Origin of the sequence: Paenibacillus sp. FSL R5-0810 (assembly GCF_038002285.1) — a bacterium.
Lineage (GTDB): Bacteria > Bacillota > Bacilli > Paenibacillales > Paenibacillaceae > Paenibacillus_AQ > Paenibacillus_AQ lactis.
The window spans coordinates 6,084,085-6,108,566 of sequence record NZ_JBBOCF010000001.1; the positions used below are offsets into that span (position 1 = coordinate 6,084,085).

The 24,482-nt window shown below is 54.4% G+C and carries 22 protein-coding genes; 18 read left to right on the forward strand and 4 right to left on the reverse strand.

Going from position 1 to position 24,482, the window contains the following annotated elements:
- Positions 1 to 79: 79 nt before the first annotated feature.
- From MKX76_RS27045 to MKX76_RS27070, 6 genes are all read left to right on the forward strand, one after another.
- The gene (locus MKX76_RS27045; RefSeq protein ID WP_144878276.1) at positions 80 to 961 is read left to right on the forward strand and encodes a carbohydrate ABC transporter permease; all 882 of its coding nucleotides are present in this window, start codon (positions 80 to 82) and stop codon (positions 959 to 961) included.
- Positions 961 to 1,797: a carbohydrate ABC transporter permease gene (locus MKX76_RS27050; RefSeq protein WP_341035081.1), complete on the forward strand. Its 837-nt coding sequence runs from the start codon at positions 961 to 963 to the stop codon at positions 1,795 to 1,797. The genes MKX76_RS27045 and MKX76_RS27050 overlap by 1 nt, the downstream gene beginning before the upstream one ends.
- Positions 1,798 to 1,885: 88 nt before the next feature.
- The gene (locus MKX76_RS27055; RefSeq protein WP_341034912.1) at positions 1,886 to 3,172 is read left to right on the forward strand and encodes an ABC transporter substrate-binding protein; all 1,287 of its coding nucleotides are present in this window, start codon (positions 1,886 to 1,888) and stop codon (positions 3,170 to 3,172) included.
- A 122-nt stretch (positions 3,173 to 3,294) separates the two neighbouring features.
- A complete protein-coding gene (locus MKX76_RS27060) occupies positions 3,295 to 4,647 on the forward strand; it encodes a GH1 family beta-glucosidase (protein ID WP_341034913.1) in 1,353 nt (450 codons plus the stop codon).
- Between the two features lie 73 nt (positions 4,648 to 4,720).
- The gene (locus MKX76_RS27065; RefSeq protein WP_341034914.1) at positions 4,721 to 6,769 is read left to right on the forward strand and encodes a beta-galactosidase; all 2,049 of its coding nucleotides are present in this window, start codon (positions 4,721 to 4,723) and stop codon (positions 6,767 to 6,769) included.
- A gap of 43 nt (positions 6,770 to 6,812) precedes the next feature.
- Positions 6,813 to 9,002 carry an alpha-galactosidase gene (locus MKX76_RS27070; protein ID WP_007131724.1) on the forward strand — a complete coding sequence of 730 codons (2,190 nt, stop codon included), beginning with the start codon at positions 6,813 to 6,815 and terminating at the stop codon, positions 9,000 to 9,002.
- Between the two features lie 190 nt (positions 9,003 to 9,192).
- Here MKX76_RS27070 and MKX76_RS27075 read toward each other — a convergent pair whose 3' ends face one another.
- Complete coding sequence (locus MKX76_RS27075) at positions 9,193 to 9,603, reverse strand: hypothetical protein (RefSeq protein WP_341034915.1); 411 nt, start codon at positions 9,601 to 9,603, stop codon at positions 9,193 to 9,195.
- Positions 9,604 to 9,743: 140 nt separating this feature from the next.
- Between MKX76_RS27075 and MKX76_RS27080 the strand changes: the two genes are divergently transcribed.
- Together MKX76_RS27080 and MKX76_RS27085 are read left to right on the forward strand one after the other, a co-directional pair.
- Positions 9,744 to 10,655, forward strand: coding sequence for a hypothetical protein (locus tag MKX76_RS27080; RefSeq protein ID WP_341034916.1), 912 nt, complete (start codon positions 9,744 to 9,746; stop codon positions 10,653 to 10,655).
- A complete protein-coding gene (locus MKX76_RS27085; protein WP_341034917.1) occupies positions 10,652 to 11,224 on the forward strand; it encodes a hypothetical protein in 573 nt (190 codons plus the stop codon). The genes MKX76_RS27080 and MKX76_RS27085 overlap by 4 nt, the downstream gene beginning before the upstream one ends.
- An 11-nt stretch (positions 11,225 to 11,235) precedes the next feature.
- Here the strand turns inward: MKX76_RS27085 and MKX76_RS27090 are convergent, their stop codons facing one another.
- Positions 11,236 to 11,427, reverse strand: a complete 192-nt coding sequence (locus tag MKX76_RS27090; RefSeq protein WP_007131720.1) for a hypothetical protein — start codon at positions 11,425 to 11,427, stop codon at positions 11,236 to 11,238.
- A 191-nt stretch (positions 11,428 to 11,618) separates the two neighbouring features.
- Between MKX76_RS27090 and MKX76_RS27095 the strand changes: the two genes are divergently transcribed.
- From MKX76_RS27095 to MKX76_RS27125, 7 genes are all read left to right on the forward strand, one after another.
- A complete protein-coding gene (locus MKX76_RS27095) occupies positions 11,619 to 12,413 on the forward strand; it encodes a sulfite exporter TauE/SafE family protein (RefSeq protein ID WP_341034918.1) in 795 nt (264 codons plus the stop codon).
- Positions 12,414 to 12,464: 51 nt separating this feature from the next.
- Positions 12,465 to 13,370 carry an aldo/keto reductase gene (locus MKX76_RS27100; RefSeq protein WP_144878270.1) on the forward strand — a complete coding sequence of 302 codons (906 nt, stop codon included), beginning with the start codon at positions 12,465 to 12,467 and terminating at the stop codon, positions 13,368 to 13,370.
- A gap of 420 nt (positions 13,371 to 13,790) precedes the next feature.
- The gene (locus tag MKX76_RS27105; protein WP_144878269.1) at positions 13,791 to 14,657 is read left to right on the forward strand and encodes an ABC transporter ATP-binding protein; all 867 of its coding nucleotides are present in this window, start codon (positions 13,791 to 13,793) and stop codon (positions 14,655 to 14,657) included.
- On the forward strand, positions 14,650 to 16,833 hold the full coding sequence (locus tag MKX76_RS27110; protein ID WP_144881268.1) for an ABC transporter permease: 2,184 nt from the start codon (positions 14,650 to 14,652) through the stop codon (positions 16,831 to 16,833). Before MKX76_RS27105 ends, MKX76_RS27110 begins: the two co-directional genes overlap by 8 nt.
- Before the next feature lie 113 nt (positions 16,834 to 16,946).
- Positions 16,947 to 17,645, forward strand: a complete 699-nt coding sequence (locus tag MKX76_RS27115) for an RNA polymerase sigma factor (protein ID WP_144872281.1) — start codon at positions 16,947 to 16,949, stop codon at positions 17,643 to 17,645.
- A complete protein-coding gene (locus MKX76_RS27120; RefSeq protein WP_007131714.1) occupies positions 17,623 to 18,465 on the forward strand; it encodes a hypothetical protein in 843 nt (280 codons plus the stop codon). Before MKX76_RS27115 ends, MKX76_RS27120 begins: the two co-directional genes overlap by 23 nt.
- Positions 18,462 to 19,319: an ATP-binding cassette domain-containing protein gene (locus MKX76_RS27125; RefSeq protein ID WP_007131713.1), complete on the forward strand. Its 858-nt coding sequence runs from the start codon at positions 18,462 to 18,464 to the stop codon at positions 19,317 to 19,319. The genes MKX76_RS27120 and MKX76_RS27125 overlap by 4 nt, the downstream gene beginning before the upstream one ends.
- A gap of 131 nt (positions 19,320 to 19,450) precedes the next feature.
- On the opposite strand, the gene MKX76_RS27130 is transcribed toward MKX76_RS27125, so the two are convergent.
- Complete coding sequence (locus MKX76_RS27130) at positions 19,451 to 19,705, reverse strand: DUF3949 domain-containing protein (protein ID WP_144878267.1); 255 nt, start codon at positions 19,703 to 19,705, stop codon at positions 19,451 to 19,453.
- A gap of 180 nt (positions 19,706 to 19,885) precedes the next feature.
- Between MKX76_RS27130 and MKX76_RS27135 the strand changes: the two genes are divergently transcribed.
- Positions 19,886 to 20,722 (forward strand): SDR family NAD(P)-dependent oxidoreductase, encoded by an 837-nt coding sequence (locus tag MKX76_RS27135; protein WP_144878266.1) that lies wholly within the window; start codon positions 19,886 to 19,888, stop codon positions 20,720 to 20,722.
- Between the two features lie 111 nt (positions 20,723 to 20,833).
- The gene (locus tag MKX76_RS27140) at positions 20,834 to 22,150 is read left to right on the forward strand and encodes a homocysteine synthase (RefSeq protein WP_260842871.1); all 1,317 of its coding nucleotides are present in this window, start codon (positions 20,834 to 20,836) and stop codon (positions 22,148 to 22,150) included.
- Between the two features lie 85 nt (positions 22,151 to 22,235).
- Here the strand turns inward: MKX76_RS27140 and MKX76_RS27145 are convergent, their stop codons facing one another.
- Entirely contained in the window at positions 22,236 to 22,850 is a 615-nt protein-coding gene (locus MKX76_RS27145; RefSeq protein ID WP_144873178.1) for a nucleotidyltransferase domain-containing protein, read from the reverse strand.
- A gap of 279 nt (positions 22,851 to 23,129) precedes the next feature.
- On the opposite strand from MKX76_RS27145, the gene MKX76_RS27150 reads away from it, so the two are divergent.
- A complete protein-coding gene (locus MKX76_RS27150) occupies positions 23,130 to 24,266 on the forward strand; it encodes a PEP-utilizing enzyme, TIM barrel domain protein (RefSeq protein WP_144878265.1) in 1,137 nt (378 codons plus the stop codon).
- The last annotated feature ends 216 nt before the right edge of the window (positions 24,267 to 24,482 follow it).

Here is a 24,482-nt window from a genome sequence, read left to right on the forward strand (position 1 = left end):
GGGTAGTGCTATGTTACTAATCTTAGCATAATTGAATCAGAGAGAAACGAAACGATAGGACAAGCGGAGGGGGATTTACATGAATAGCAAAAGAACGGCTGCGCTGATGCAGCAGCTGGTGTATATTGGACCCGCGCTGCTGTTTTTCGGCATTACGATCATAATCCCGTTTGTCATGGGAATGTATTATTCCTTTACGAATTGGAACGGCGTATCGGGCAATGTCGAATGGGTGGGACTCGATAATTTCGTCAAAATATTCACGAGCGACCGCGCGTTTGCCGACTCCTTTTGGTTTACAACCAAGTTTACGATTGTCGGCGTCATTTTAACCAATCTGGTCGGATTTTTCCTGGCCTACTTCTTGACCAAGAAGATCAGAGGGCGGAACTTCCTGCGGACGATCTTCTTTATGCCGAACGTGATCGGCGGTCTGCTGCTTGGTTTCATTTGGCAGTTCATTTTTATCAAAGGATTTGCGACGCTTGGAGATGTAACCGGTCTCGCGTTTTTCCAGCTGCCTTGGCTGGGGGATGAGGTTACCGGATTCTGGGGAATCATTCTGGTATTCGTATGGCAGTCTTCCGGCTATCTGATGATCATCTACATTGCCTCCATCACCAACGTGTCGAAGGAAGTGCTAGAAGCCGCCGAGATTGACGGGGCGAACCGCTTCCAGGTGCTGAAAAATATTATGGTGCCGCTGATTATGCCGGCAGTGACCGTCTGTCTGTTCCTTGCGATATCCTGGTCCTTCAAAATGTTCGACCTGAACCTGTCGCTGACCAAGGGCGGACCATACGGCTCGACCGAGTCGCTTGCGATGAACGTGTATAATGAAGCTTTCCTGAATAACCGTTATGGATTGGGTACGGCAAAATCCTTGATCTTCTTCATCGTGGTGGCCGTCATCACCCTCATTCAGGTCCGCCTGACGAAGAATAAGGAGGTTGAAGCTTGATGAAGACCAAATCCTCACTATCGGCATCGGCCCTGATCCTGCAAGTCGTGATGTTTATCATCGCCATCCTATTTTTAGCGCCCTTTTACTTCCTGCTCGTCAACTCGGTGAAGTCGCTGGGCGACATCATGGTCAACGCGGCCAATTGGCCGAGCATGTTCCACTGGGATAACTATTCGAAGGCATGGGAGCTTACGAGATTCCCGGAAGCCTTCACGAATTCCCTGATCATTACCGTGATCAGCAATCTGATTATCGCGCTGCTCAGCGCGATGGCGGCCTACCGGATGGTCCGCGCGAACACGGTCTTTAACCGCATCGTGTTTATGATCTTCGTATCGGCGATGGTCATCCCGTTCCAGTCCATTATGATCCCGCTGCTGCAGGTAGTCGGATGGCTGAACGTCAACAACAGCATGGTCGGCCTGATCCTGTCCTACCTGGGGCTGGGAATTCCGCTCTCCATTTTCCTGTTCCACGGTTTCGTAAAATCGATTCCGCTGGAGATCGAAGAGGCTGCTACGGTAGACGGGGCATCGTCCTACGGCGTGTTCGCCCGGATCATTCTGCCGATGCTGAAGCCGATGCTCGTAACGGTCATCATCCTGAACAGCTTGTGGATCTGGAACGACTATCTGCTGCCGTCCCTGATTCTGCAAAGTCCGGAGCTGCGGACCATTCCGCTGGCGACCTTCGCCTTCTTCGGACAGTATTCCAAGCAGTGGGATATGGCGCTGCCGGCATTGGTGCTCGGGATTACGCCGATTATCATATTTTTCTTATCGTTGCAGAAGTATATTGTCGAAGGCGTCGCGGCCGGCTCCGTCAAGGGCTGATTCGCTTGCGACTTGCTTTCGACCCGCACGATAGTCACCTTGGTTTCTCAAACTTTATATATACATTTTCTCAAGGGGGTAAAACGCAATGAAAAAAATGAAATTGACCCTGGTCATGCTGCTGGCATTCTCGATGGTCCTTGCAGCCTGCGGCGGCAAATCGTCGGAAGGGGGAAGCGGCAGCAGCGATGCAGCTTCCGGTGATGTGAAAACGGTTAAGATTTTCCAGTTCAAAACTGAAATCGTGGATGGTCTGAATGAACTGAAGGTTGAATTCGAAAAAGAGCATCCAAACATCAAGCTGGACATCCAAACGGTCGGCGGAGGAGCGGACTATGGCGCTTCCCTGAAGACGAAGTTCGCTTCCGGCGACGCACCGGACATTTTCTCCAACGGCGGTTATGCCGAGATGGAGATGTGGTTTGACAACCTCGAAGATTTGTCCGATCAGCCATGGGTAGCCGATCTGGTCGATATGGCGAAGAAGCCGATGACTAAAGACGGGAAAGTATATGGCATGCCGATGAACCTTGAAGGCTGGGGCTATATCTACAATAAAGATTTGTTCGAGCAAGCAGGCATTACCGAGCTTCCGAAAACCTACTCCCAGCTGGAGGATGCCGCGAAGATGCTGGAAGCAATCGGCGTAACGCCGTTCGCGAACGCTTATCAGGAATGGTGGCTGCTGGGCAACCAGGGCATTAACCCTGCATTCGCGCTGCAGAACGATCCGGACGCGTTTATTAAAGGCTTGAGCGACGGCACGGAGAAATTCGCGGGCAACCCGCAGTTCGAAGCATGGGCTAAGCTGATGCAGCTGACGCTGGATCACGGCAACAAAAACCCGCTGACGACCGATTACAACACCGCCGTATCCTTGCTGGCAACTGAAAAAGCGGCCATGATGCAAAACGGCAACTGGTCCCAAACGGAAATCGACGCCATCAATCCGGACCTGAACCTGGGCTTTCTGCCGATGCCGATGGGTGAGGATGCCGAACAGAACGACAAGCTGAACGTCGGCGTACCGGCCAACCTCGTCATTAATAAAAACTCACCGGTGAAGGAAGAAGCGAAGGTATTCCTGAACTGGCTCGTCACTTCCGATATCGGGAAAGAGTACATCGTGAAGAAGTTCAAATTCATCCCGGCTTTGTCCACGATCGAAGCAACCCCTGAGGATATGGGCGACCTGGGTGCGTCGGTATGGGAATATGTGCAGGCCGGCAAAGTGCTGCCGCAGCAGGCTCCGAAATTCCCTGACGGCGTAACGCAAGAATTTGCGAACTCGATGCAGGCCTACTTTGCAGGCAAATCCGATGTGACAAAAATGCTTGAGGATATGCAGGCTTCATGGGATAGTTTGAGTCAGTAAACCCAATCAGGAGTTTGAATGTCTGAAGCATGAACAAGATGCACCGCTCTCCTGACCGGCTTTGCGGGACACAGGAGCGGTGCATTTTTATTAAAACCAAGCGCAAGAGGGAGAGATGGAGGATGAGCATTCACAAGTTTCCCCAGGATTTCAAATGGGGCGTAGCAACGGCCTCTTATCAGATCGAAGGAGCTTATAACGAAGACGGACGGGGCATGTCGATCTGGGATACCTTCGCCCATACGCCGGGCATGGTCAAGAACGGAGACAACGGCAACGTCGCCTGCGACAGCTATCATCGGGTGGAGGAGGATGTGCAGCTGCTGAAGGAACTCGGCGTCAAGGTGTACCGCTTCTCGGTATCCTGGCCGCGTGTGCTTCCAAGCGGAAGAGGCGAAGTGAACCGGGCCGGGCTCGATTACTATCACCGATTGGTGGACGCGCTTCTTGCGAACGGCATCGAGCCGTTCTGCACGCTGTACCATTGGGACTTGCCGCAAGCGCTGCAGGATGAGGGCGGCTGGGGCAGCCGTGGGACGATCGACGCATTCGCCGAATACGCGGAGCTGATGTTTAACGAGTTCAAGGGTAAAATCAAGCACTGGATCACGTTCAACGAGCCGTGGTGCATGGCGTTCCTCTCGAACTACCTGGGCGTTCACGCCCCGGGCAACAAGGATTTGCAGCTGGCCATCGACGTCAGCCATCATCTCCTTGTCGCTCACGGCAAGGCGGTCAAACGCTTCAGGGAGCTTGGCATTCCGGGAGAGATCGGCATTGCGCCGAATACGGCCTGGGCCGTGCCATACCGCAATACGGAGGAGGATATCGAGGCCTGCCTGCGGATCAACGGCTGGTCCGGCGATTGGTATCTCGACCCGATCTACTTCGGAGAGTATCCGAAATTTATGCTGGAATGGTATGAGAAGCTCGGTTATAAGCCTCCGGTCGTGGCGGGAGACATGGACATTATCCGTCAGCCGATCGATTTTATCGGCATTAATTATTACACCTCCTCGATGAATCGCTACAATCCGGGCGAAGCGGGCGGAATGCTGTCCAGCGAAGCGGTGTCGCTCGGCGTGGCCAAGACGGATATCGGCTGGGAGATTTACGCCGAAGGGCTGTATCAGCTGCTTCGTTACACGGCCGACAAGTACGGCAACCCGAATCTCTATATTACGGAGAACGGTGCCTGTTACAACGACGGCCTCGAGCAGGACGGACGCATTCACGACCAGCGGCGGATCGATTATCTCGCGATGCATCTCATTCAAGCCAGCCGCGCGATCGAAGACGGTATTAATCTGAAGGGCTACATGGAATGGTCGCTGATGGACAACTTTGAATGGGCGGAAGGCTACGGCATGCGCTTCGGTCTGGTGCACGTGGACTATGATACGCTGGTCCGCACGAAAAAAGACAGCTATTACTGGTATAAAGGCGTTATCTCTAGAAACTGGTTCGAACGATAATTCCAAACGTCAGAAAATGAAACTGCTCCGACAATGCGAATTGCGGAGCAGATTGCATATGGAGGCACTGATTATGATCAATCCGAAAATTCCGAAAATCTGGTACGGCGGGGATTACAATCCCGAGCAATGGGATAAAGCGACGATGGACGAGGACATGCGGATGTTTCCGCTGGCGGGAATCGATGTCGCCACCATCAATGTGTTTTCCTGGGCTCGAAGCCAGCGTGATGAAGAAAGCTATGATTTTGCTTGGCTCGACGAGATTATGGACCGGTTAGCGGCGGAAGGCATCAAGGTCTGCCTGGCAACCAGCACGGGAGCCCATCCGGCGTGGATGGCCAAGAAATATCCGGATGTGCTTCGCGTCGACTACCAGGGCCGCAAGCGCAAATTCGGTGGGCGGCACAATTCGTGCCCGAACAGCCCGACATACCGCAAATACGCTCCGCTCATGGCCCGCAAGCTGGCCGAGCGGTACAAGGATCATCCGGCACTGGTTATCTGGCATATATCGAACGAATACGGCGGCTACTGCTACTGCGACAATTGCGAGCGGCAGTTCCGCGTCTGGCTGCAGAAACGCTATGAGACGCTGGAGAAGCTGAATGCGGTATGGAACACCGGCTTTTGGGGCCATACCTTCTACGATTGGGACGAGATCGTCGTGCCGAATGTGCTCAGCGAGGAGTTCGACGGCAACCGGACGTTCTTCCAGGGCATCTCGCTCGATTACCGCCGCTTCCAATCGGACAGCCTGCTGGAATGCTACCGGCTGGAGCGGGACGAGATCAAGTTGGTGACACCGGAGATTCCGGTGACGACGAACTTGATGGGATTTTATCCGGAGCTGGATTATTTCGAATGGGCGAAGCACATGGACGTGGTCTCCTGGGACAACTACCCTGCCATCGATACGCCGGTCAGCTTCACGGCGATGTCCCATAACCTGATGCGCGGCCTTAAAGGCGGGCAGCCGTTCATGCTGATGGAGCAGACGCCGAGCGTTCAGAACTGGTCGCCTTACAATTCGGCGAAGCGTCCGGGCGTCATGCGGCTGTGGAGCTACCAGGCCGTCGCGCATGGAGCCGATACGGTGATGTTCTTTCAGCTGCGCCGCTCCATCGGGGCGTGCGAGAAATTTCACGGCGCGCTGATCGAGCATGCGGGGCATGAGCATACCCGGGTGTTCCGCGAATGCGCGGAGCTCGGAAGCGAGCTGCAGCAGCTTGGAGACCGGATCCTCGACGCGCGCTCCAGAGCCAGAGTGGCGATCCTGTACGATTGGGAGAACCGCTGGGCGATCGAGCTGTCGAGCGGACCGACCAAGCAATTGAATTATGTCGATGAAATCCATAAGTACTATGCCGCCTTGTACGAGCAGAATATCCAGACGGACGTGATCGGTGTAGAGGAGGACCTGGATAAGTACGATGTCGTGATAGCGCCCGTTCTGTATATGGTGAAGCCGGGTGTCGCCGAGCGCGTGGAGCGCTTCGTGGCAAGCGGCGGAACCTTTATCACAACCTTCTTTAGCGGGATCGTCGATGAGCATGACCTCGTAACGCTGGGCGGCTATCCCGGCAAGCTCCGCCAAGTGACGGGCATATGGGCGGAGGAGACCGACGCGCTGCTCCCGGAACAGCAAAATCATATGGTGATGAAGCAGGATTGGGGCCCGCTGCGTGGAAGTTATTCCTGCGGCATTTTGTGCGATGTCATCCATGCGGAAACGGCTGAGGTTCTGGCCGAGTACGGAACCGATTTTTATCAAGGCACCCCGGTGCTAACGAGAAACCGGTTCGGCAAGGGGCAGGCCTATTACGTTGCCAGCAGCCCGGATGCGGCGTTCCTTCGGGGCTTTATGAGCAATGTATGCGAAGAGCAGGGGATCAAGCCGCTGCTCGATACACCGGCAGGGATCGAGGTTGTGGAGCGGGTGAAGGAGGGGACTTCCTTGTTGTTCATCATGAACCACAACGCCGAAGCGATGGCATTTGATGCAGGATCCGCCAACCAAACGGATCTCCTCACCGAGCGGCCGGTTACGGGGCATGTTACGATCCCGGCAAGGGGCGTCATGATACTCGAGCGGCCAGCAGTGGACGGATCCGAATTGTAGGATCAGGAGATTACAATCGGACGTTGGCAAGGAGGCAGAAGCAGTGAGTATCTTTTTTCATGAAGAGCAAGGTGTATTTCATCTCCAAAGTGATCATTCGAGCTATGTGATTCAGCTCGTTCGCGGCTTATATCCCGCCCATGTATATTGGGGACCGAAGCTTCGCGATTCGCAGGTGGAAGGGCTTCTTACGCGGAGGGAGAGAGCTTCCTTCTCGCCGTCGCCGTTTCGGGACGACGCTTCCTTCTCGTTTGACAGCCTGCCTCAGGAATATCCGGGATACGGGAGCGGCGATTTCCGTCAGCCGGCCTATCAGGTGCAGCTGCCCAACGGAACGACGGTGGCCGAGGTCGAATACGAAAGCCATCGGATATACGGCGGCAAGCCGAAGCTTGAAGGTCTGCCTGCGGTTTACACCGAGCAGGACGATGAAGCCGATACGCTGGAGCTCCGGCTGGTCGACCGCGTGAGCGGCTTGTCCGTTACGGTGTCCTACTCCGTAATCAAAAGCTACGATGCGATTGCCCGCTCCGTATTATTCCGCAATGAAGGGGCCATGCCAATGACGCTGCTGCGGGCGATGAGCGCGAGCGTGGATTTCAGCCACAACCGATTCGACCTGCTCCACCTGCACGGCGCATGGGCCAGAGAACGGCACGTAGAGCGGAGAAGGCTGTCGCCGGGAATGCAGGGGGTCGAGAGCCGGCGGGGCGCGAGCAGCCATAACCATAATCCGTTTCTGGCGCTGCTCGCCGACGATGCCGGCGAGGAGCACGGAGAGGTCTACGGATTCAGCCTCGTGTACAGCGGCAGCTTTGCGGCGCAGGTTGAAGTGGATCAATATGAGACGACCCGCGTCGTAATGGGCCTCAACCCCTTCGACTTCTCCTGGCTGCTGGAGCCGGGACAGGCCTTCCAGACGCCGGAGGCGGTCATGGTATTCTCGGCCGAGGGGCTTGGCGGGATGTCCAGGCGATATCACAAGCTGTACCGAACCCGGCTGTGCCGCGGCGCTTTCCGTGACGCGGTCCGTCCGGTGCTGGTGAACAACTGGGAAGCGACGTACTTTAACTTCAATGCCGAGAAAATCGAGCAAATCGCCAAGGAAGGGCGGAACCTCGGGATCGAGCTGTTTGTGCTTGACGACGGCTGGTTCGGCAAGCGCAACGACGACACCACCTCGCTCGGCGACTGGGTGGTGGATCGGAACAAGCTGCCCGACGGTCTCGAGGATCTCGTTCAGCGCGTCACCGACCTGAACCTGCAGTTCGGCTTATGGTTTGAGCCGGAAATGGTGTCGCCCGACAGCGACTTGTACCGCCTTCATCCGGATTGGTGCCTGCATGTGCCGGATCGCCGCAGAACGGAAGGAAGACGGCAGCTTATCCTCGATTTCTCCAGAGAAGAGGTATGCGATGCCGTTGCGGGCATGGTGCGCGACATTTTGAAGAGCGCCCCGATTACGTACGTGAAATGGGACATGAACCGGAACATGACGGAGATCGGTTCTGCAGCGCTTCCGCCTGAGCGGCAGCGGGAAACGGCCCACCGGTACATGCTGGGGCTGTACCGCGTGCTGGAGCAATTGACATCGGAATTCCCGCACATCCTGTTCGAGAGCTGCTCGGGCGGCGGGGGAAGATTCGACCCGGGGATGCTGTACTATATGCCGCAAACGTGGACAAGCGATAACTCCGACGCGGTCAGCCGTCTGAAAATCCAGTACGGGACAAGCCTGGTTTATCCGCTGAGCTCGATGGGCGCGCATGTGTCCGCGGTTCCGAATCACCAGGTGCACCGGCATACTTCCCTGCGGACCCGGGGGCATGCTGCCATGTCGGGCAACTTCGGGTATGAGCTGGATTTGACGGCCTTTACGGAGGACGAAAAGAACGAGGTGCGGGAGCAGGTGAAGCTGTATAAGGAGATCCGCCACTTGGTTCAATTCGGCGACTTCTACCGGCTGCGGAATCCGTTCGAGGGAAACGAAGCGGCATGGACAGTGGTGTCCGAAGACCGCTCTGAAGCGGTGCTGTACTATTTCCGGATTTTGAGCGAGGCGAATGAGCCGATCCGCTATTTGCGGACGCGAGGTCTGGATCCGGATGCGGAGTACCGCTGCCTTGAGGATGGCGCCGTCTACGGGGGCGACCGCCTCATGCATGCCGGATTGGCCATACCGCCGATGCATGGCGATTTCCAGAGCTTTTTGTGGAGATTTAAGCGGGTATAACCTAACCCTATCCAGACAGGACGCGTCGTTCGAGCCTTTACGATGAACATCGTACGGGCAGCAGTAAGAATGGGCTTGAAGAAAACTGCATCGACTAAACATCAAAAGCAAAAAGCAGCCGTAGAACCGGCAGATCATGGGGATCTGCCGGTCCGGCTGTTTTTTTTGAGGTCAGGTTGGCTGAACCAGCCTACTGCGGGGTACCCGGGACATCCGGGGATGCCCCGGTCGTGATCGAGTATTTGCCCCGCTCCGTCAACAGCACGACCTGATCCTCCCTGACTTCCGTTCCGGTGAGATCGTCAAGGCCGATGACAAAGCTATCGCCCGGAAGCGGCGCTTCGTGGCCGGCGGTGATGACGACGCCCGGTCCGTGCAGGAGCAGGCAGCGGCTGTCTCTGTAACCGTCGATCGACTGGTTATGGTGTTCGCTGACGTCAAAACGCTCAAGACGCAGCTGCACCCGGTCGCGATCCCGCTCCTCTTCCTTTTCAATCATCAGGGTGTGATTGCTCTTGCCGTTAAACCAATTCGTTACGTCTTGCAGCGATGGGTTCATGGATGCACCTTCCTTGGCTGAGGTTTTCCATAGTTTGTCCATTTGGCGGCCCTCTTATTTGGGTGGGGGGAGCGGGCCGGCCCGGCCTTATGAAATTTTTATATGGATCAAACCTTCTTCTCACATTTACATGATAATATAGGTAAGGATACATACCTGAACGTTAAGGAGATTTTAGAGCTATGCGAGGAAAGGGGTATTATTTCCTGGCGATGCTGTTGATTGCCGGAAGCTGGGTCGGGAACATTTGGTATGACCAAGCGAACCGCTTGGAGCGAACCGTATTCTTGGAGCATTACATCGAGGTCATCCCCGAAGCAGGCGACTACTTCGACTTGTACTATTTGGAGGACAAGCGGCTGGAAAGGAAGCTGATCGACATTTATATTGAAGGCTATCCCGGGCTGCAGGTGAGTCCTTATCCTAATTATGCAGAATATCGAAAACAGTCATTAGGGAAAATGATCGTGAGCTTCGACAGCACAGATTCGGGGCAAGAGCCTCCGGAAATAAAAGAGCCAGCAGTCATTAGACAAGTAACCGCCTTATATAGTGACGGATCATCGGAAAAGGTGCGCATCGGAGAAATCCATCTTGTGCCCAGGGATAATGTAAATCGAGACCATGATCCCATACAATGGACATCAGGTGCAGGATCCTCGGACCATTCCGGATATGATCGGTTGGCAGTCCGGCGTCCGGTCAATCTGACCGGTCTATCCTCAGTTTATATGAGCATGGTTGAGGAAGGGGATTTGCTGGTGCATGCGGACATCGCAAAACGGACACCGGGCATCAGTCACCGTTCGGAAGCACCCTCGGAAGCCGAAATCAAGCTATCGGGTGTCCCGATTCTTGACCTTCCGCTGCCGGTCCGGCTCAATCAAGGGGATTCCGTCAAGGTCGCTTACAAGTTTAACCTGTCCTCGCCTGCGAAGCGGATGCAGGTTTACCAGCTGCGCCTTCGGCTTGAGTATGCCGATGCCGAGGGTGACCAGGCACCCTGGCAAAGTGTCCATCATTTTGCCTATTACCCTTCACCGACGGAGCGGGAAATTACGGAATACGTCCGGGAAAGAAGGGGAGCGTTATGAGCAGCGCCTGTTACCGTATCGCCTGGGGACTCCTCCTAGTATTGATCAATGTGAGAGTGGGGGGATTGGACCTCCTGCCGGACCCGCTCGGCTATCTGCTGGCTGCATCCGGCTTATGGACGCTCTCCGAGAGGAGCCGTTTCTTTCAGGCAGGAGGAGCAGCAGCCCTGCTGCTTCTGGTAGGGTCCATTGCCCGGATGATTGTTGGGGAGCCGGGGACAGGCTTCTTAAACGGCCTGCCGCCTACGATCTTAGAGCTATCCCTTCGATTATTGGACATGCTGCTTAGTACGCTCCTTATTTACGGGATCTGCAAGGGGATCATGTCGAGTTTCTCGGGTGAGTCTTCGCTGAATATAGCCGGAAGAGCTCGGGTTTGTCTTGGATGGTTTATGACCGTACAAGGACTATGGCTTGCATCTTATCCGTTCACTTTGAACGTTGACCAGGATATCATGGCCATTTGGCTGTTCATCTTGGCTATAGCCGTACTGATTTCCCAGGCCGCGGTGCTGTTGATGCTGAGGGCGGCCGGAAGATCATGGCGGGAGATGGAGGAAGGGAAATAACGCCCTGATCCTTAGTCGCCCCGGCTCGATTTATCTTTACTGGGGTGGTACACGATGGTAACGCCCAGTTGATTATATATTTCTTCGGTGTAATGGTGATCCGGGCAGTGCTTAATCAGCGCCATGTCGTCATAGCGCGAAACGAGTCTCTGTTCGCAATCCGGACAGCGGTCCTGAAAAAGATTTTTCAGTTTACTGAACACACCTGTACACCTCCACATTTCCGATATAAATACTTGGTTTTAATTATAGATCAGGATCCGGGCACTTTCAATAGCCACCTGCGCCCAGATTTGTTCATTTTCGTACCGCGTGCATAGGCTCCACGGCGGAGCGGGGCGTGGCATCTATATGAAGGTGGTCAATCAATCTAATAGAACGGAGATCGATCATCATGATCATGCAGCTCGTCATTATGGTCTTAATCGGCCTTATCGGCTCCTTCTTCTCGGGACTTCTCGGGATCGGCGGGGCGATTATCAATTTCCCCCTTTTATTGTACATGCCTGAATGGTTTGGCCTTGAAGTGTTTACCTCCAAGGAAGTGGCGGCGATCAGCATGCTGCAGGTTTTCTTTGCTTCCTTGTCAGGGATGCTGGCGAACCGGGTAAGCTCCCGTAAAGGAGAGGCCTATATCCATCGGCCGTTGATATTGCAGATGGGTGTCAGCACGCTGGTCGGAAGCTTAATCGGAAGCCTGTCCTCCATGGTCATGAGCAGCGCGGCCATCAATGTGATTTATGGTTTCCTGGCGGTTATCGCGGTTCTGCTCATGATCGTTCCTACGCGGGCGACGATGGAGAGCCGAACGGTGCAGGAGGTTACCTTCAATCCGTGGATCGCCTCGGGATCGGCATTTCTCGTCGGAGGGATTGCAGGCATCGTTGGTGCGGGCGGGGCATTTATTTTGATTCCGATTATGCTGACCGTCCTGAAAATTCCGACAAGGATCACGATTGCCTCTTCGCTTGCCATCGTGTTTTTGTCTGCCGTCGGCGGGGTGATCGGCAAATTGGCTTCGGGAGACATTCCGCTGTGGCCGTCCCTGTTCGCGGTCGCGGGAAGCCTGCTCGGGGCACCGATCGGCGCGATGGTGAGCCGAAGACTGAATGTCCGACTGCTCCGGTATGCACTGGCCGGTTTGATTGCACTCACCGCCGTTAAAATCTGGAGCGATATTATCGGGTAAGTAATGGATGAGAATAGAGCATGATGGATATATGATGAGGAGGAATGGAGCATGTTATTCAATCGGTTAGGTTCTTCGGAGCTGCTGGTAAGCGAAATTGGTCTTGGCTGCATGTCGCTGGGTACGGAGGAAGGAAAGGCTGTTAAGTTGATCCATGAGGCGCTGGACCAGGGCGTGAACTTCCTCGATACGGCCGATCTGTACGATGAAGGACGAAATGAGGAATTGGTCGGCAAGGCCGTGCGCGGACGGCGCAGCGATGTCATCATCGCGACCAAAGTCGGGAACCGGCGCGTGCCCGGCCAGGAAGGCTGGGTATGGGATCCCTCGAAGGCGTACATCAAGTCGGCCGTGAAGGACAGTCTGCACAGGCTGGGAACCGATTATATCGACCTGTACCAGCTGCATGGAGGGACGATCGACGATCCGATCGATGAGACGATCGAGGCGTTCGAGGAGCTGAAGCAGGAAGGACTTATCCGCTATTACGGGATATCGTCGATTCGCCCCAATGTGATTCGGGAGTATGCGAAACGCTCGAATATCGTGAGCGTCATGAGCCAGTACAGCATTCTGGATCGGAGGCCTGAGGAAGAAGTGCTGGATCTGCTGAAGGAGCAAGGCATCTCCCTTATCGCCCGGGGGCCGGTTGCGCGAGGCATCTTGTCGGGAAGCGGCGAAGCCAAGGCGGAGAAGGGCTATCTGGATTACAGCAAGGACGAGCTTTTGAGCCTGCTGAAGCAGCTGGAAGAGCATGCAGACGGCATGGATGTGTCCCATCTCGCCATTCGATATGCATTATCCCATGCTGCTGTGGCCTGTACGATCCCGGGAGCAAGCTCGCTGGATCAGCTGCTTCATAATCTAGCCGCCGGCGAGATGGAGCCGCTGTCTCCGCAGGTTGTTCAGCGGGTTCAGGCGATCACCCGGGCCAACCGGTATGAGCAGCATCGCTGAACCATTCATGCGGTCAATGATTCAGTCCGTAAATGATTGAGCGGATGAATTGCCAGCAGGCACTGCCCGCTATCCGTTAGGGATAACGGGCTTTTTATAGTGGCAGTCTGGATTTGGTGCCGCGTCCTAAAGGGCAAGGTAATTAATTCCGAAAGACATGGTATTTCCAAAAGGCAAGGCTGTTCCGAAAGGCATGGCTATATGATTTAGCACTCCAAGCCTTTTTGACCTGATCTTGAGATGGCCTTCCGTTTGGCCTACAATGATTTGGCCGCGTTACAAGCTGCGCTACGTTATACGCATTTTTTTGTTCATTTAGATGCATTGGTTAAACTTTTTTTCCGCCCTGTTCGTTTTCAATACAGAAGCCGCGCGGCTTAACGAATCAGGTCCATAAGAAATAGCTGAAAGGGTTATTGCATGATTACCATCGAGCATTTATCGAAGACGTACCGGAAAGGGGCATGGGCGCTCCTTGACGTGTCGCTCCAATTGGATAAAGGCATGACCGGATTGCTCGGGCCTAACGGGGCGGGCAAAACGACGCTGATGCGCATATTGGCGACACTGCTGGCCCCGACATCCGGACAGGTGAGGGTAAATGGCATTTCGATCACAAGGCCGGAGGAGATTCGCCCGATGATCGGTTACTTGCCCCAGCATTTTCATATTTATCCGCAGCTGACGGGCAGAGATTATCTCGACTACGCAGCCGTAATGAAGGGCATAAAGGATCGGGAGGCGAGGAGAAAGGAGGTCGCCAGACTCTTGGAGACGGTGAATCTCCAGGATAAAGCCGACAAGAAGGTTCGTACTTATTCGGGCGGTATGAAGCAGCGCCTGGGCATTGCTCAGGCCCTTCTCGGATCCCCCGATATCCTTATCGTGGATGAGCCGACCTCCGGCCTGGATCCGCAGGAACGGGTCCGGTTCCGCAACGTCCTGACCCGCTTTAGCATTGACCGGACCGTGCTGCTGTCCACGCACATCGTCGCTGACATTGAGAGCAACTGCCGCCGGATCGCCGTCATGAACATGGGGAGACTGGTCATGTCCGGAACGCTCGGCGAGCTGCAGGCCTGCGGCAACGGACAAGTGTGGGAAGCGGTGCTGTCAGCCGATGCGTTCTCCCGCGTAGATCCGATGCAGGTTGTATCCACGAAAGCTGTACCGGAAGGCATTTTGTGCCGTTTTGTAGGAAAGAGGCCGTTTGCGGGTGCGCACCCGGCTGAACCGTCCCTGGAGGACGGCTATCTGGCCCTGCTGCGGAGGGATCGGGATGTGTAAATGGTGGAGACATGCCGTGCTGGAATGCCGGCTGCTGTTCGGCAATCCGGTGTTTGCATCCTTGCCGGTCATCTATGCGATTTTGTTCGCCATGAACATGTTGAATAGCGGAGGCGGCACCGAGCAGAACCTGTATACGATGGCTTACAAGTTTCATATGCTCGGGCACACGATGACGCTCGGTCCCGCGATGCTGATCGGCATCTTATCCATGCGAAGGGATGTTTTACGGCGCTCGTTCGAGTGGAATCACAGCTTGCCAGTATCGTTCCTGACGCTGTTATCGTCCAAATATGCCGTAAGCATGCTGTATTTGTCCTTGTTCACGCTTCCGACAGCGTTTATCTTCTACACGATCTCGATCAGCCAGGGGATTGCGGGCGGAATCGCTATGCATTATACGATGCAATTCGCCATGCAGTACGAGATCTCGTATATGGTCACCCTTGCGCTGGCCATGGTGCTGGGGGCCAGCATTCCGAATCGGATTGTCTATTTGATCGGCTTTTGCGCATGGATGTTCGGCACCTTTTTCATGGATATTTTTATTATTACTCAGCTCGGATGGTATCCGGCCGAAGTCTTTCATTTGAATCAGTTCTTCATTCAGTCCGAAGCATTACAATATGAAAATTGGAGCTATGCCCTCATATCTGCGGATATCTCCCGTTCGCGCTGGTTCGTGCTGGCCTTTACGGGGTTGTTGCTCGCGGTAAGTCTGCTGCTACTGAACCGGAAGCGCCCGACGATGCATGTAAAAAGGATTTGGGCGGCGGCGGTGGCAGCCCTCGTGTTGGCTGGAGCCATCTTCATGCCATACGGCAGCTTATGGGCAGAGCGGTATGAGCAGCTGGGCAGCAAGCTATCGGACCCATCCATCGGGCTTACCGATGATCCGGTGCCGGCAACGATATTTACGGTATCCTCCTATGATCTCGAGCTGAAACGGCTCCCTAACGATAATCTGCGAGTCACAGCCCGGCTTCGAATCCCCGCTGGGGAGCTGGCAGGGAAGTCGGAGCTTCCGCTGACGTTGAACCGTTTCTTCACGTTGGAGCGTGTTCGAATTCAAGGCAACGACGCTCCTTACCGGAGGCGGGGGGAGATGCTGACAATCAGTCTTCCGGCGAATTCGCGGCAGGAAATCGAGGCCGAGCTGGTTTATTTCGGAAGCGTAATGGATTACCGCACCGATTATTCGCGTAATGATTTTGCGGCCTTCAGTCTTGGAGACGAGGTGAAGCTCGAGGGCCATATGGCCTGGTATCCGCTTCCCGGCCACCAGCATGTTTACCTCAAGCAGGTCGAGACGTCTTCGCCTTACATTACCTTGGCCCGGCGTTACGGGATTCAGCGGTATTCTGTAGGTGATATGAAACTGAAGGTAGAGGGATATTCAAAGCCGCTATACAGCAGTTTGAAGGAAGTCGAGCGAGGGCCCGGATACCAGATCTTCGAGTCGAAGGGGATCGGGCAGAATGTTTCCCTGTACGGGGGAAGCTTCTGGACCGAAGTGCATCGGCCGGATTTCAAGGTGCGTATTGTGACAACCCCATACCTGGAAAAGTGGGCTGAGGGACTATTGACGGAACTGAAAGGGAAGTATGATTATTTTGCAGCATGGATTCCGGGAATGTCCACGGACATCGACACCATTCTGTGTTTGGGACAGGGGATCGAGTGGCCTCACGCGGAGCATTCCCTCATCCTGTCCTCAAGGGAGTATACCTACTTCAGCAGCAATCTGCCGGGTGAGTGGGTGAACTACATGCTGTTTGGCGATCAGCCTGCTTATTATGGCAATTATGAGCATCCGGAGCAGGATGTCCGGAATAAAATCGGCAGCCTGTTCTGGTACGTGTATTATATAGAGGAAAAAGGGCTGAGCGATAAACAGCTGCGCAGTGCTTACGGACACTTAAGATCAGTCCAGGAGCTCCTGTTCAAGAACGGGGACGGGACCGATCCGCAGAATAAGATCGGGATCGGAATGGCAAGACAAGTCCGGCGGGCGATGAAGGAAGGAAAGGCAGAACAGGTCAAGAAAGTGCTCGCCCATTATTATGGGCACGGCCTTCAGTTTCCGGATACGGAACGGTATCCTGCGATGAAGCCGGAGGCTCCGGTCACTTATGAGGAATGGGTGAAGCGATGGAAGCAGACGGTTGGGGAATAACGGCTTCTGCATGCGATAACAGTGCCGAGATTCAATCGGGAAGGCATCGATTGATGGATGAGGCACGGAATGGGTAAATTACGGATATATCGATCCAGAAAGGGGGGAGGGGCATGATTTCCGATCAGCAGCTGTCCGAACGGATGGCGGCGGGTGATCAGGAGGCGTTCGAGCTGCTGGTCACCCGGTACCATGGTCCGCTGTTAAGCTATACGACAAGGCAGCTGACCGACAGGCAAAAGGCGCAGGATATCGTCCAGGAAACGTTTATCCGCCTGATCCGGCATCTGAGGACCCATGGGACGCTGGAACATGTCAGATCCTGGCTGTACCGCGTAGCCCTGAACATGTGTAAGGATTACTGGAAAAGCGCAGCCTACAGGTCCGAGGGGCTTGCCGGTGAAGAGCTGCCGGATGCCCATGATCCCGCACCCGGGGCGCAGGAATTGATAGAGAGGCAGGAGACGTCCCATGAAATTGCGGTGTCGCTCGGTACTTTGCCGGACGTTCAGCAAGAGATCATTACGCTAAGATTTTTCCATGACCTTAAGCTTCAGGAAATCGCGGATCTGGTGGACCTCCCCCTTAGCACGGTAAAGACGCATCTATATAACGGATTAAGAAAGCTAAAGAAAACGCTGGTCCAAGAGCAAGGAGAATTGGTTCCGATGCCCCCGGCCGGAAGATCGGAACGGGGAGGCCGTTCCAAGAGAAAGGTCCTGAGCCGTTCAAGCACGGAAGAAGAGCCGGATGACCGGCGCAAGGCTACAGAAAGTGAGGTGTGTATCCATGGATCATCCATTCGATCGTGAATTGGGAAAACTTGAGGACGAGCTGCGGGGACCGCTTCGGCGCGCGATTCTCCCTCCGCCGACACCGGAGGAAACCTCACGGCTCATTGCTTCGCTCCAAGGGGAGTTCGATCTGCTTAAGGTTGAGCCGGAATCACCGAAGCTTGATTTCAATCCCCAGGTGGATCCGCCGTCGCTGAAGCAGATCCTCCGCAGCCAGCTCAGGCTGAATCAGCGATCCATTCTGCTGACCAGCAGCGCGGTATTTCTGATGCTGGTGCTGCTGATCGATCCAGCCTATCCGCTGGATCACTTCGGTGGGCTTCCCGGCGGCATATTTCCGCTGATTACCCCGCTTCTGCTCATCGTGTCCATGCTATTCAGCAGCCGTACATGGGATAAAGGGATGCGGGCTGTGGAGACGCTGACGCCGTATCCGCCGGCGCTAGTCTTGTATACTCGGCTGCTGCTCGTCACAGGCATCGTGACCGGAATGGCACTGCTCAGCACGATCGTTATTGGCTTCAAATCGATGCAAGCCGAAAATTCAACGTTCCTGTTCGGGCCATTCGTTCTCGAATGGATGGGCATACTTCTGGTCACCGGCGGAGCCGCCATGTATATGCTGTTTCGGAAAGGAATGATCGCCTCGCTCGTCTCGGCCGTCCTTGTGTATGGACTCTGGATCATCCTCCAAGGACAAATCATGGATCACGGGGTTTCCATGAGCGGCAAAATGGCAACGGATATCGTGCTCCTGATCATCGGCGTTTCACTGCTCGTATCCTCTTATGGCCGCAGCCTCAAATGGAATGCTGCGTCCTGGAGAGCTTCCACATGATTCGGATCGAAGGACTGGAGCGGCAGGCCGGCACGTATCGGCTGGAGATCGAGCGGGCGGTCATTTCCTCCGGCCTCAACCTGGTCGTTGGCGCGAACGGAGCCGGGAAGACCACGCTGATCGAGCTGCTGACCACGCTTCAAACACCGGACGCGGGCGACATTTTGTACAGCGGTAGGAAGGCTGCAGACCATCTCCCGCTCATCCGGAGCCAGATCGGGTATGTTCCGGCCGATATCGAGCTGTACGGGGATATGAAGGCAGGCAAGCTGCTGAAGTATATGGCTGAATTGAAGGGAGTCTATCAGCCGGAAGCGATCGACAAGCTGATCGGGGACTTCAGGCTGGAGCCGTTCCGCAAAAGCAAGGTCAAGCATTTATCGCAGGGGGTGCAGCGGCGCATCGCGGTCGTGCAAGCCCTTTTGGCCTCGCCGTCCTTTCTGTTTCTGGATGAGCCGCTGAACGGGATGGACGCCGAGGAACGCAAATTTCTGATCACCTACCTTACCCAATACGCCAAGGGGAGGATGGTCATTGTCGCCGCCCACGAGCTGAACGAATGGGAAGAGGCGACGGATAATGTCATCTGGATTCACCGGGGGCGCCTTCGGTACAACGGATCGCCGCAGCAATGGAAGCTGAGCGTAGCCTCAAGCGTATGGGAGGGGGAGGTGGACCTCAGCGACTTTGAACGAATTCCGCAAGAGAGGCTCATTCATTTTCAAATGACCGATGAACGCATGAAGGTCCGCCTGATGGCCAAAAAGCAGCCGGGCCCCGAATTTTTGGAGAAGGAGCCGACACTGGAGGATGCCTTTTTCCTCCATATGGATGCATTGGCGAGACGCGGCTAAATGTTCTTCTCTTTTCGCTCTTGTAAATAAACCTAATATATGAAAAAATCATCATCCGTTTGGACGATGATTTTTTTCTTTTCCGCGGACCATGACATTCGAATTGGATTAAATCTCCGTTAAGGATGGGTTTAACCCTTTCCCTTCTTTCTGTGTCTCCAGCGATAGATCCAAGCTGCAACCATGGCCGATGGCCAGAATGAACTCTGCGCGTTGTAGTGAAGCTGCTCTTCCTGAAAGGACATCTTTTTATAATACTCTTCCTGACTGATGCCTTTTCTTCGAGGGTCCTCATTCAGTTCCTTGATATAGCGATACTGGACAGGGATCATGATCAGAAATGCTGCGAACAGAACGCCGGCGATCACCCACAACATCGAACCCATAAGTTCACGCTCCTTCGTATCGTCAGACCTATGCTTTTATATACGTCATATATTGGATGCGGTTTCAACAATTATCTTCAGGGCAAATCAATCTTTGGGGATCCGGGTAAAAATAGTTAGTAGGTGTGTGCATCTTCACGGATGTACGCATGAAATCATCGATGCGAGAGGAGACGTATTATGGGAACCGCAGGACAACAAGGAGTCGAGAAGGTAGCGCTGGTGACCGGAGCAGGAGCAGGAATCGGCAGAGGCATTGCGAAGATTTTGGCGGAAAAAGGATATCGGCTCGCGCTCACCTACAACTCGAGCAAAGAGGGGATATTATCCGTTGCCGAGGATATCGGCCATATCTATGGCAAGGAGCCTCTGATCATCCAGAGCGATCTCACGATTCGGAGCGAAGCGGAGAACACGATCCGCAAGACGGTGGAGCAGCTTGAACGCATAGATCTGCTGGTCAACAATGCCGGGATCGGCTTTCATAAGGAGCTCACCGAAATGGAGGAAGAGGAGCTGGATACGACCATCAACCTCGATTTCAGGGCTCCGTTGCTGCTTAGCAAATATGCAGCCAGGGAAATGATTGCCCGCGAGATCCCTGGCAATATCATCTTTATCACCTCCTCGCGCGGCGAAAGAGCTTACCCGAAGGACAGCATTTATGGCGGCATGAAGGCAGCTTTGATTCGTGCGGCCCAGTCGCTGGCGCTGGAATGGGCGCCGCATGGAATCCGGGTAAACTGCGTCGCGCCGGGGGCTACGGTTCACAAATTGGAGCAATCCGCCGAGAAGGAGCCGCTTGGAGATAAAATTCCGCTGGGGAGGCTCGGAACCCCTTCCGATATTGGTGAAGCGATCGCTTGGCTATGCTCGGATGCAGCATCCTATATTACAGGCATCAACTTGCGCATCGACGGGGGGCTCATCCTTCCGGGGATGCCGGAGGATACGTCGCCGGAAGCGGGATACGGCTGGGGCAAGGTAAATCCGCACGGTGAGGATAAAGATAAATAAAAGCCGCAGAAAAAAACTTCTAATTCCGATGAAAATAGTTGGTAATGACTCTTTTCAAACTGTGGAAAGTATGAGAGAATGATGGAAATCAGCAATCATACTATTTTCCATATGAAGAAAAGGGAGGAAACATCCATGTCAGAAGAACGTCAACTATCGATTGAAACGTTAGCGGTTCATGCCGGCCAGGAGCTCGACCCGACAACCCTATCCCGAGCCGTTCCGCTCTATCAGACGACATCCTACGGCTTCAAGGACAGCGAGCATGCGGCAAACTTGTTTGCCTTGAAGGAATTCGGCAATATTTATACGCGGATCATGAACCCGACGACCGATGTATTCGAGAAGCGGATCGCGGCGCTGGAGGGAGGAGCAGGCGCACTGGCGACAGCTTCCGGACAAGCCGCTATTACGTTCTCGATTCTGAACATTGCCGGTGCGGGAGATGAGATCGTTTCCTCCTCCAGCTTGTACGGCGGCACGTATAATCTATTCTCCACCACGCTGGCAAAGCTCGGAATCAAGGTGCACTTCGTCGATTCCTCGAATCCGGAGAACTTCCGGGCTGCCATTAACGACAAGACGAAAGCGCTGTTCGCTGAGACGATCGGCAACCCGCAAGGAAACGTGCTAGACGTGGAAGCGGTTGCGGCAATCGCCCATGAGCATGGCATTCCGCTCATCGTAGACAACACGTTCCCGAGCCCGTATTTGCTGCGCCCGATCGAGTATGGAGCCGATATCGTCGTTCATTCGGCAACCAAATTTATCGGCGGTCACGGAACATCGATCGGCGGCGTTATCGTCGACAGCGGCAAGTTCGATTGGAGCGCAAGCGGCAAATTCCCTGGATTGACAGAACCGGATCCAAGTTATCATGGCGTCGTGTATACCGAGGCCGTCGGTCCAATTGCATATATCATCAAGGCGCGCGTACAGCTTCTGCGGGATATCGGGGCTTCGCTGTCTCCATTTAACGCCTGGCTGCTGCTGCAAGGATTGGAGACGCTTCATCTCCGCGTGCAGCGCCATAGTGAGAACGCGCTGAAGGTTGCCGAGTATCTGGAGAAGCATGAGGCCGTCGAGTGGGTCAGCTATGCGGGGCTGCCAAGCCATCCTTCGTATGAGCTGGCGCAGAAGTATTTGCCGAAGGGCCAAGGTGCTATTTTGACGTTTGGCATTAAGGGCGGCGCCAAAGCCGGGCAGAAGGTCATTGAGAACGTGAAGCTGTTCTCCCATCTGGCCAACGTCGGCGATTCCAAATCGCTGATCATTCATCCGGCCAGCACGACGCACCAGCAGCTGAGCGAGGAAGAACAAGTCAGTGCCGGCGTGAATCCCGAGCTGCTGCGGCTATCGATCGGTACGGAATCCATCGACGACATCCTGTATGATTTGGAGCAGGCGATTGCGGCCAGCCAGAAGTAAGGCCAATCGAACTATTTTCAAATAAGATGTCAGGGCACTTTCCTCATTTGGGGAATGGTGCCCTTTTTTTGATGCTAAATGGCAGCTAAGCCATTGTATTGAGAGAGTCGAGCCAGGGATGGCCTTCTGGAAATTGCGTCCGAAGCGCATGGGCAAGCCATACTCTAGCCGTGTCGTTGAGGCAGGGAAGGACCTTCATGAAATCCTGCTCATCTTTTTCGCGGATATTCTTGCTGCCCCCTTTGTACAAGAGCTGTATCTCCGGCTTCAGGTAGGGGACTCCCTGTTCTGTCTTCAAGGCTATATCTCGGAGCGGCCTTCGGATCGATGGTTCCCTGCGATAAATCCAATGGTCCCCTTCGGTTTCCACCAACATGATTTGAAATGAAAATGGGGCTTTATGATCCTTGCTGACCCACACATCCCCGACAGAATACAAATATTCGCCTTCCTCCCATAACGACAAGGTTCCTTGATCAGCTTTGTACAGCGTCCAGTCTTGGGCTAATGCGGCGTAAACGACGGCCTGCTCTTCACGAAGAATCAGGATATCGATATCGTCATGTTCTCGGGTCTGCTCCCCCAAATGCAAATCCAAAGCCCAACCGCCTGCGACATACCAATGCACAGGGATATCGGCAAAAATCCTGACGGCATCCGGTATGCTAATGGGTCTCCAATGATCGTAATCGGTTCTCATGTCGATCTCTCCTTTTCGTTTTCCGGCATGAATCCATTCCTCCATTTTAAATGTTCTATACGTCTCGTCAAATGGATGATGAGCAGATGTGGCCCATAAAGCACCGTGCCTTGGAATATGGTTTCTTGCCAAAGGCGGGCGTGCGCCCCGCTCGTATTATGTACCGAGATTTTTCCGCGGCTTTTATCCCGTGTACTGTATATTTCCAAATGTTTCATAATACGCTGTAAGGTAGGCGGCAACATCCAATACATGGCGAAAGGGAGTAGAACGATAACCATGACGGAAAGGCAATGGGGAACCGGCAGCGAATGGGGAGAGCGTTTAAATGGGGAAGCCGTGAATGCCGTGGACTTTGCGGCCGGCGATTCCTCTCCCGAGACGGATCTGCTGAAGCATTTTGCGATGGCGGGCGGTATAACGCATGAGGAGGTATTGTTGCTGTTGGCGGCCCCGGAGGACATCGACGAAGCGCTTCGGGTTTCGGGAATTCGGCACAGCGGAACCATCAGCCCCTCCTTGCATCGGCTGCTCGGATGGAGTGACAGGAACCGGAGGCTTAAAGTCATGAGCCGCACCGCCGTCCCTGAGAGGATAGAGCGCGATATTCGCCAAGGAGCCCAGGGCATCGGACTGATCCGGGGCGAGGAAGCTCTCCAGCATGGACTGCTGCAGGAAGTGTATACGGCCTGGCTGAAGTCGCGGGGAGAGAAGTCTTCCATGCTGAGACGGAGGCTGATTATGCTGTGGACGGCGTACTGGGTCTCGGTATTCCAGGCAGCGAAGGGGTCTCGATGTGCGGTAAGCCTGCTGGAAGACCCGGCGCTGTCCCATGCGATGGAGGAGCGGGAAGCGCAGGACGCCCAACTGGAGTCGATGTTCCGGGCGTTGGAGCAATGCGGGGAACAGGACATGGAGTGCCAGCTGGAGCTTCTGGCCGTTCAGCCTGAGCACGCCGATGAATTTATGGACATCCATCATTTTATCGAGGAGGTTGCGGAGCAGACGCTAATGGACCAAAAGCGGTTCGTACGCATCCGGTACGGAGCCCTGCTGGACGAGCGAACGAATCCGGCTGCGGCAGCGGAAATCGCGCGGATGGCGGATGTGATCGTCCTGGATATGGAGGGCACCGAAAGTGGGGGAGATCCGGGATTGACCGAGGATGCGGCGAGGGGCTTTGCCGATATCATCGAGCGGATTCGGCGCATCAAGCCGCAGTTAACGTTAAGGATGAACGGGGCGGGAACCGGCGACCTGAAGATGGTTTACCGCCATGGAATCCATGAGGTGAGCTGCAGCTCTACGGATCTTGCCGCCGTGCGGATTTTGGGGGCACGGCTGGAGCTGCGCAGAAGATGCTCCTCATCCCAAACCGCCCAAACCAACCAAGCAACTCAAGCTTCTCAAGGATAAACCGGAATGAGAGCGCTTCACACTTAGACTAACATTAGATGTAACCGACAGCGAGGATCGGACTTATTTACGGATTGAACGATAACGAGTAAGCCTTTTGCAAGGGACATTCCCGCAGAAGGCTTTTTTTATTGAATTTTGCCTGTTTAATTTTTTATGATCATCCGGCAAAAACTGGTTTACAAACGGGACATTCGTGAGTATGATATAGGTATA